At 35.6% G+C, this 9285-nt stretch carries 10 protein-coding genes; 7 read left to right on the top strand and 3 right to left on the bottom strand.

Annotation, left to right across the window (positions count from 1 at the left end):
* Positions 1–90 precede the first annotated feature (90 nt).
* Positions 91–366, bottom strand: coding sequence for a BlaI/MecI/CopY family transcriptional regulator (locus BUB43_RS10670; protein WP_073180979.1), 276 nt, complete (start codon positions 364–366; stop codon positions 91–93).
* A gap of 87 nt (positions 367–453) precedes the next feature.
* Here BUB43_RS10670 and BUB43_RS11365 point away from each other — a divergent pair, with 87 nt between their 5' ends.
* Positions 454–660 (top strand): hypothetical protein, encoded by a 207-nt coding sequence (locus BUB43_RS11365; RefSeq protein WP_185113773.1) that lies wholly within the window; start codon positions 454–456, stop codon positions 658–660.
* 70 nt (positions 661–730) lie between these two features.
* On the opposite strand, the gene BUB43_RS10680 is transcribed toward BUB43_RS11365, so the two are convergent.
* Positions 731–1087 carry a helix-turn-helix domain-containing protein gene (locus BUB43_RS10680; protein WP_073180981.1) on the bottom strand — a complete coding sequence of 119 codons (357 nt, stop codon included), beginning with the start codon at positions 1085–1087 and terminating at the stop codon, positions 731–733.
* 1 nt (position 1088) lies between these two features.
* The gene (locus BUB43_RS10685; RefSeq protein WP_221404013.1) at positions 1089–1355 is read right to left on the bottom strand and encodes a type II toxin-antitoxin system HigB family toxin; all 267 of its coding nucleotides are present in this window, start codon (positions 1353–1355) and stop codon (positions 1089–1091) included.
* A gap of 93 nt (positions 1356–1448) precedes the next feature.
* Between BUB43_RS10685 and BUB43_RS10690 the strand changes: the two genes are divergently transcribed.
* Genes BUB43_RS10690 through BUB43_RS10715 form a run of 6 tightly spaced genes read left to right on the top strand, consistent with a single transcriptional unit; the run spans position 1449 to position 9261 of the window.
* A complete protein-coding gene (locus BUB43_RS10690) occupies positions 1449–2135 on the top strand; it encodes a hypothetical protein (RefSeq protein ID WP_073180985.1) in 687 nt (228 codons plus the stop codon).
* A complete protein-coding gene (locus BUB43_RS11500) occupies positions 2074–4758 on the top strand; it encodes an HsdM family class I SAM-dependent methyltransferase (protein WP_260200813.1) in 2685 nt (894 codons plus the stop codon). Before BUB43_RS10690 ends, BUB43_RS11500 begins: the two co-directional genes overlap by 62 nt.
* On the top strand, positions 4644–7286 hold the full coding sequence (locus tag BUB43_RS11505; RefSeq protein WP_073180989.1) for a helicase-related protein: 2643 nt from the start codon (positions 4644–4646) through the stop codon (positions 7284–7286). The genes BUB43_RS11500 and BUB43_RS11505 overlap by 115 nt, the downstream gene beginning before the upstream one ends.
* A 56-nt stretch (positions 7287–7342) precedes the next feature.
* The gene (locus tag BUB43_RS10705) at positions 7343–8017 is read left to right on the top strand and encodes a DUF6904 family protein (RefSeq protein ID WP_073180991.1); all 675 of its coding nucleotides are present in this window, start codon (positions 7343–7345) and stop codon (positions 8015–8017) included.
* Positions 8018–8038: 21 nt separating this feature from the next.
* Positions 8039–8734, top strand: a complete 696-nt coding sequence (locus BUB43_RS10710) for a GNAT family N-acetyltransferase (RefSeq protein WP_143154112.1) — start codon at positions 8039–8041, stop codon at positions 8732–8734.
* A 53-nt stretch (positions 8735–8787) separates the two neighbouring features.
* On the top strand, positions 8788–9261 hold the full coding sequence (locus BUB43_RS10715; protein WP_073180995.1) for an AlbA family DNA-binding domain-containing protein: 474 nt from the start codon (positions 8788–8790) through the stop codon (positions 9259–9261).
* The last annotated feature ends 24 nt before the right edge of the window (positions 9262–9285 follow it).

A 9285-nucleotide genomic window follows, 5' to 3' on the forward strand; every position in this document is an offset into this window, starting at 1 on the left:
AAGGACACTATTTTCAACAACCTCATCAAGAGAATGGTGGAGAGAGAGCATATCAGTCAGGAAAATTTGGTATGTAATTAAACTATGACCTCAATTAATCAATTTAGTAATTTCTATATTTAAATAATTTTCCTTATCAACCAATGGAAAATATTCTCTAGAATTTCCATAAACTTTGTTGTCAATAAATTTTTTGTTATAAAGTCTTTTTAAAAGAGTGGCAATTGATGTTGGTGCAGGCTTTGGATTAGAATATGCCTCTATTATATCCTTCATAAAAGCTTTTTCCATTTTCCATATAAGTGCCATTAGCTCTTTTTCTGAATTTGATATAACGGAAATTATAAATTTCAGAACTTTTATCAAAATTATGGTGTAGATACCCAGAAAATCGTTGAAAAATCTAATCTGATTTTCGGTAAGCCTGAATACAAGGACAACACCATCAAATCTTTGGAAAAAGGCAATGTGGTAAAGGTAAAATTTGAAATGAATGACAAGGTGGTGGAAGGCAAAGCCGTCCTCAATCCCCAATACAAGAATTTAAACCTGTATGACAGCGATATGAACCGTATCAACACCAATAAGGCTTTGGAAGGCATGGAACAGGAGCAGAAAAATGAAAAAGCAAATGCCCGGGAGCAAAGCATTAAAAGATAGCTTGTTGCAGTAGAGATGACAGAAGGCTGCTTGGTGTGTGGCAGCCTTTGTTGTCTTCTATTGTATGGTTTTATTGCAAGATGATATTTGCACTGATGTTCAGTTTTTTGTGGATGTTTTTAGCCACTTGTAAAGTCGGTTCGCTTTTCCCGGAAAGATATTCGCTAATACGTGGAGCAGACACGCCTAAAAGCTCAGCCAGCTTTGCCTGTGTAAGGTTCATTTCATGCATCTTAAATTTAATCGTATCCACCAAAGAAGGTGTAGCAATAGGATAATGGATATTCTCATAAACTTCTACAGCATCAGACAAAAGCATCAATTCAATCATATTTTTATCTGTTGCAGGAGTTTGGTCGTCCACTATTTTAAGAAGTTCATCAATACGGGCCATAATTGCTTCGTATTGGGTTTCATTTTTTATCATATCAAATGTTTTTTATGTCGTTAATTTTATCATAATCACTATGAGTGCCTACAAACCGGATATATACCTGTTGGACTGAAAAAAGAATAAGAGCCACGATACGGTAATGATTGCCTTTGATATTAAAAACAAATCTTTGATTACCTACACTATCAACGCTATTAAAATCTTTTCTAATGTCTGCAAAATTGTTCCATTCTGCTGCTGATACCGTACTATACCAATGCTCTAATGCCAATTTAGCATCGGCGTGATGGGTATAGAACATTACCAGAGATTTTTTTGATATGACCCTCACTTTTTAAAATCAATCGGATTAATATTACAAAATTAAAAATATTATTACAAAATACAAAACTTTATGAAAAATTATTTTAAGCTATTAATACTTACTCTATCCTTTATGACGATTCAGTCCTGCCATAAGAAAATACAGTCTGAGAAAGGTGGAATAGACCTCGTTTCCAATGTTTATTTTAATGCCTCAAAAGGTTTGGACAAAATGCAGAGCTTCCATCTATCGAAACTCAACTATTTTCAGAACCAGATGGTGGAAATAATTCCGGATTTGGAAGTTCAGGAGTTTAACAGGAAGGTCTATTATATCAAAGATTCTCTTTGTTTCCCTTTGGAAAATACAGAGGGCAGCAATATTATTTTTTCAGAGCTAAATAAACAGCAAAAAGCAGTTCTCGTATGGAATAAAAAAGAAGGCGCAATTTTTTCAAAAGAGCATATCCCCAACTACCAAAACAGGAGAAAACTCCCAGACACGCTCTTGTTCCGAAAAAACTATAAACGCTTTGAAATCAATTCACCCTGGACTTACAGTCGTTTTTACATTTATCCCACAGATACGATAATGCCGTACTCTCTTTACCGCCATGCCGAGGAAGATTACGGAGGAAGATTAGAGCGCATCGACTACTATAATAAAAAGACCGATGTATTTGTCAGCCTGCAACTGCTCCCAAGGAAGAATTGGGATGCTGCAGCTAAAGAACTTTTCGATTACAACCAATTCGTCAACAATAAAAACCGTGAGTAACAGCCTATATACCGGACTTCCAGTTAAAAATATCTCCATAACCGAGGGAGCCAAAAATGAACTCATCGTATTTCAGTCAGAAATAGACAAACAAGCTTTTTTAGAACTGCTCCGGTTGAATTCACAGACCAATAACAGGAGTATGGCGGTGTTGCATCAATTAGGAAATGCTGGCCAACTTACAAATCATTTCCGGTATTATGAAGGAAAGATATTTCTGTGCCTTTCCGGGGACCATTCGGGAAGATCAGCAACGCAAGAAATACTAAATGAGCTAAAAGATAAAAACATCAAAGATATCCGTCCTTTATATGGAATTGGAAAAGAACATCTGAGCCTCAATGATTATCTAAAAAAAAAGATTGAGAATCAAAATGAAAATCAAACCAAAAATTTTAATTTAGTCCAAGCCAAAAATAATTCCAATGAGCAACGAAATAACACTGAACCCCAAAGACTTTCCGATACTGAGCAATTGGAGCCAGAAAAGGCTGCACGAAACCTTGGAGCAACTGAGCAAAAGAGCCAATCCGAGCAAGACCGAAATTACATCGGAAGATCTGCTTTGGTCAGCCAAGATGTTGGAAATGGACTTACAGGCGGAAATAAGCAGCGTTTGGGAAACGGAGGTAGAGGAAGATCCGACGACGGAACACAACAGAAAAATGATGCAGAAAATGCGAGAAGAGAACATTCCGTGGGCGGAATCCTATCCGGGAGAACTCTATCCGATACAGGATTAAGAATTCCAGCATCAGACTTATCTGAAATTGAAAACTTAGAGAAACGCATTGCCCAATACAAAGGTCAAAAGATCAGCAATGAGCAAATCTCGGAGATTGTAAATCTTGTTACCACTGTTGGAGATGGTCAAAAAATCCATTTAAAACATCACTTAGCATCTCACGAAGACCTCAAGGATATTTGTTCTCGGTATAAAAGTGGCGGCACGGCAAAAGAAGGTCGTGGTATTTTAGATGAATACTACACGGATGCTAAAATTGTTGATGCCGTTCGTAACTTTATCAAAAACAGAGTACATGCCCAAAATGAAATCTTTGTTTTAGAGCCAAGTGTAGGCACTGGCAATTTTCTATATTCTGCCAAAGATTTAGGTATTAAAGCCAATATAACCGCCTTTGAAATCAACGAAACAACGGCAAAGATTGCAAAAATACTCCACCCGGAAGCTAATATTCATCTTCGTTCCTTTGAAACTGAGTTTATCGACGATAGAGGGCAGAAAAAAGACTTTAGCCAAAAATACGATTTGATTATTGGTAATCCACCTTATGGCGACCATAGAGGTTATTACAAAGGTTTGGGAGAAGAGCCCAAACTCTCCAAATACGAAGATTATTTCGTCAAGCGGTCCCTGGATGTTCTTAAACGGGATGGTATCCTTGCTATGGTGCTGCCTTCGGGCTGGTTGAACCGCCAGACTAAACTTAAAGAAGCAGAGCTTATCGATGCCCTTCGGCTACCTTCAGGAGTATTTCAAGGGACGCAGGTGGGCACAGATATTATCATTCTTAAAAAGAATACGCATAAAATTTCGGAGGATATTTCCGGATATTTTGAAAAACATCCCGAACATATTTTAGGGGAAATCCGTGAAAAAACCAATCGTTTTGGAAGACCGGAGCAGTATGTGCATGGCAGTTTGGAAGAAGCCTTGCAAAAGATAGTTCATCTTCAAAATAAAAAAGAAACGCTTCGGATAGGCAATTTGTTTGAAGACTTTTTTAATCAGGATCCATTTCCTAAACAAAATACGGAATCCAAAGAAGCCATCATTAATTTAGAGGAAAAATCGGGCGCATCAATAGAAGAAAAGGCACTTAATGAAGCAAAGGAAAATATTAAAAATGCCTTATCAAAACTGGGAGAAATCAAGTTTAAAAGCCCGGCCGTAGAATCTGAAATATCTAAATATGAAAACCTATTAAAGGATATTACTAAAACGCCTGAAAAGTTTGATTCAGAAAGCCTGTCGGAGATTAATGAAAAGGCAGAAAAAATCATTAAAAAACAAAGCGAGCGAAATACAGAATATCGGGTTCAAACGCAACCCGAAATAAAAAAAGGAATTTTAAAATACCATTTCAAAAAGCCGGATGCTATTGTAGAAACGGCACTTCAAAACAGTCCCGATTTATCTCAAGAACAAATAGCAGCATTCCGGGATACGGAATATGACGGAACGCTCAATAATCACGGAAAACATTACCAATTTGCCAATTATCACGACGGCAAATGGATGCACGATTTCTATTATGCTGAAGGGAATATCTACGCCAAATTAGAGCAACTGGAAAAAGACTTCGCAGACAAATTTTCGGTAGGTGGAATGGAGAGCCAATACGAAAAACAGAAAGCACTTTTACAAAGCGTTTTGCCGAAACCTAAAAACTTAGACCAAATTTTTATGAGTCCCAACCACGAGTTGTCCATAACTTTATTATCGGAGAAAAAGAAAGAGAACAGTGGAATGCGGACAGCCAAAAAATGGAAATCATTAAAGAGCCTAAAAGCCTTGCGGATGAATTCAAAAGTTTTGTCAGCAAACTCAGCAGTGATGCCTTTGCAGGTTCATCCTACTGGGAAGTTTGGAGTTTTGTAGACAATGAAAATGTAACCGGGAGCGACAAAGAACGAAACGCCCTTATTCGGGAGAGAAGAAAAGCTGCTGCCAATGATTTGTTCCAAAAGTTTTTGAGAGAAGAATTATCTGAAGACCTTAGAGAGCGATATGTAAAAGAATTTAACAGAAACTACAATAACATCTATGTTCCAGATTATTCCAAATTTCCATTGTTTTCAAAGATTTATCAAAATTTTAAAGGAAAACCACTCACACTAACCGAAGTTCAAAAAGCAGGAATAGGCAGGCAAACGACTAAGGGTGTCGGGCTTTTGGCGCACGAAGTCGGGTTTGGAAAAACCCTATCCGGAATTCTGTCTATGCACGAAGCCATGGAAAGAGGTAATGCCAAGCGACCGCTTATTGTGGTTCCGAATGAAAGTATACTCAAGCAATGGATAGAAACCATTTTTGAGACCATTCCCGATGCTAAAGTGAATATTTTAGGCAATCTTGGAAAAGATTATGACCTTTCTAAATTTGACAATAAAGACGGAGAAATTACTATTGTTAATTATGAAGGCTTTAATAATATAGGCTTCAAAGAAGATATTACACAGCGTTTGGCTTCCACCTTTTCGTATATTTCAGAGAGTGAACTTAAAAGTGTCAATTCCATTAGCGAGAGAGATTTTCAAAAGGAACTTGAAAAGGAAAAAGAACTCGTTGGAAAAATGAAACGCGGAAAAATCTACGATTGGGAAGATTTTGGGTTTGACCATCTTACTTATGATGAAGTCCATAATGCTAACCACATCGTTGGTAAAGTAAGAATAGAAGATCGCCGTTTTGCGTCTGACTTTAGAAGTCAAAACCAGCAGACTTCAAAATTGGGAATCAATACCTGGATGGTAGCACAATATATTCAGGAGCAAAATGATGGCAGAAATGTAACACTTCTATCCGCTACACCATTTACCAATAAACCATTGGAGTATTATTCTATTTTATCACTCATTGCCAACAAACGATTGGAGGAATCAGGTTATTTTAATGTGAATACCTTTTTTGAAACCTTTATGGAGGCGGATAACGATATGGAAATTGATGCCAAAGGCGATGTTAAATTTAAAGCCAATGTAAGACGCTTTAAAAATAATTCCCTGTTCCAGCAACTGCTTTCAGAATTTATTGATATCAAAGGCGAGGAAGACAATCCTGAACTGAAACGCCCCAATAAAATCAACAAGGAATATAAAATTGAGCAAAATGATTTGACCAAAGAGCAATATGAGATGCTCAATGAGAATTTTGAGGAAACACAAAAGGGTGCCATTTTAACGCATATCCTCAATGCCAGACTGATTGCAATTTCTCCCTATCTATCTCCGTATTATGAAGATGAAGAACCTTCGTTGGAAGAGTTTATAGAAAATTCACCAAAACTCAAACAGACGATGGATTTAATACGGCAGAATAAAAAAGACATCCCTAATTCCGGACAAATCATCTATTCTGAATTAGCGGTTTCAGAATTTCCAAAACTGAAAGAATATTTGGTTAAAGAAATAGGTTATCAACCCGAAGAAATCGGAATTATCACAGGAGCTACCACCAAATCCAACCGATTAAAAATACAGGAGAATTTTAATGAAGGGAAAATCAAAGTGGTTATTGGAAGTGAAGCCATACAAGAAGGAATGAACTTACAGAAAAATACCACTGATGTTTATATGCTTTCTTTACCCTATAATTTCACCTCATTGCGACAAGTAGAGGGTAGGGCATGGAGACAGGGTAACCAAAATGAGAATGTCCGCATTAATTTTATGCTGACCAATGACAGTATTGATGTTTTTATGCTCCAGAAATTGCAGTCCAAACAGGCAAGATATTTAGAAGCAATGAAAAAGGGAGCCGATGTTTTGGATATTTCTGATATAAGTACACAGGAACTCAAAACGGCTATCATTACCAGCCCTGAGACAAGAGCCAATATCGAGATTGAATTACTGAAAAAGAGAATTGAAAATCAAAAAAGCAGGTATGTCGCAGACAATGCTTTTATCCTTAGAAAGCATCAGGACTTTTTGAAAATACAGGAAGGTGTAACCAAAGCCCAGAACGACTACAACCGTATTTTGGGATATTCTAATGATGGAAGTGCAAATTCAGATTATTGGAAAAATCAACTTTCATTCTATCAGAAAAATATTGATGCTGCTAAACAATTGGTAAATGAAAAAATTAGTGAGTTGGCAGGCAAAGGCGTCAATGTAGAGGAAATTGAAAAACAGACCAAGTCCACCGATGAAAAGATTGAGGCCTTAGAAAAAGAATTAGAAAAACTCCCGGAAGTGAAAAATGATTTGGTGATTACATACACCCTAGAAAAACAGAAACAATTGCTGGAAAATCTCAAACAGGATTATGTAAAAGAGCGGGCTGATGAGAATGTAAAATTGTTTGGTGCAGTTCCATCTTTTGAGGATGAAAAAATGGAAATCGCAGAAATTGAATTAGCGGAGGAAGTTGAGAATAAGGTAAGTTTTTCGAGGAGAAGGTAAAGTTTCTACATCAAAGTAAAATCTTTAATAAATTTGTTCAAATTCAAATTTTGATTATGATATACGCTGTACCAACTAAAAAAGGAATAGGAGTTGAGTTATGGGGAACCCGTGCTGACTTACAATATCTATATGATGTTATCTCAAAGTTTTGGGGGGATGATATTCCTGCTGGAATTCGAGGTTCGGAAGATAAAGATAATTTGATAAGTAGTTTCTCTTATGAATTACGAAAAGCATCATATGGTAGCAGACTTACGAGGGATACCAGTCACTATTATTTTGAAGAAACTCCATATTATGGGTTTAAAGTTTCTTGGGTACATATACTTTTTACACTCGCTACCATTAAGTATAATATGAAGTTGGTTCAAACCAATAAGGCGGATATTGCAATGATATTGCATATAGAATATTGGGTAGAAAAAGCAATGAAAGATTATGATCCTATTGGAGCCATAGCATTATTACCCTATTTTGATGATGCCATTTGCGCAGGAAATGAATATTTATACTTGTATATGAGACATATAAATTTAAGATTTTTTGAAATGAAGGGAGGCAAAATTTCCTTTAGAAAATTAGGCGATCTGATGAGAACAGCTGTATATTCTTCGGATGAATATAAAGAATTACTCAATTTTATGCGCTCTGAAGCAAAAAATCATAAATGCCAAATTCAAGATATGGAGTTGAATGATGATAATGAAATCTATGAAATTGAATGGTAATTTAATAATTTCTGTAATTAAATGACAAGCGAATCGTTGCAACTATTACTGGATAGATTAAATCAGAATGAAACATCATCTTTTTTAATGTTTTCAAAATCTTTAAGCTCTTCTGTTGATTTTGCCAAAATTTGGATAGAAAAACCTAAAGTAACAGATAATGTTTCATCTTATGATGGACCAGATTATTTTTATTTAATAAAAAATGATCAAAATATTTTTGTTGCCGTTGTATTTGATATGCGAAGAGATTTACATTGGTATGTTCATTCAGGTTATAGAGGGAAAGGATATCTGACAAAAGCTATGAGAGCTACAATTATACCTCACTTATTTTTATCAAGAAGCGAGCAACGAATAACCATAAAAGAAGATAAGATCGGATTAGATAATTTTAAGGCTTCTGAAAAAGTAGCATATAGTTTAGGATTTCTAAAAAAAGAAGAAGGTGAATATTTACTTAATGCTAACAATATTTCTGAACAATGCATTTTGCAAAAAGATAGAGCACTTTCAGAGAATAGAATTAACGAATTAAAAAAATACATAAATTTTCTTAGCAGATCTCTATGGACAGTGCAAACAGAAATAGAAATGAGTTATGGAGAAACAGACTATTCAGATGAATTAAAAGATTTGGTTAAAGAAATTAGAGACCACACTTGGAAATTAGATGATTTTTATTGGAAAAGTAAAGCAGAGGAAATTGAAAATTGATTTGCTATCCACTAAAATAAAATTTCCTGTTAAGAGTAAAATACTATAATTATATGTTTACAGAAATTGAAATAAAGTCTATTATTTCTTCCGGAGAGGGATATAATGCGGAATTTAAGTTAAGTTTTCCTTCAAAGATTAAAGAAATTACGGAGGAAATATGTGCTTTCGCAAATGCAGCAGGAGGCACACTTTTGATAGGTGTTGACGATAGTAATAGTATTCAAGGAGTTTCTTTTGATAATTCAAAGCACTCTTCATTACAAAACTCCATCAGGGAAATATCTCCGTCTCTTCATTGTGAAATTTATGCAATGGAAATCGAAAGTAAAGAAATTGTAGTGATTGAAGTTCCGTCAGGAGACAATAAACCTTATGTGTTTTCGGGAGCGATATATGTCCGTCAAGGTCCTAATTCCCAAAAACTGACCACCGTGGAAGAAATGAGAGACTTCTGGTACATGGCTGCTTTTTTCAGACAGGTTAAAATTGGAGTATTAACTTTAACTTTGGAAAAAAAGCAATGAAAAAATCAAGATTTACGGAGCCTC

Source organism: Cruoricaptor ignavus (assembly GCF_900141665.1).
Lineage (GTDB): Bacteria > Bacteroidota > Bacteroidia > Flavobacteriales > Weeksellaceae > Cruoricaptor > Cruoricaptor ignavus.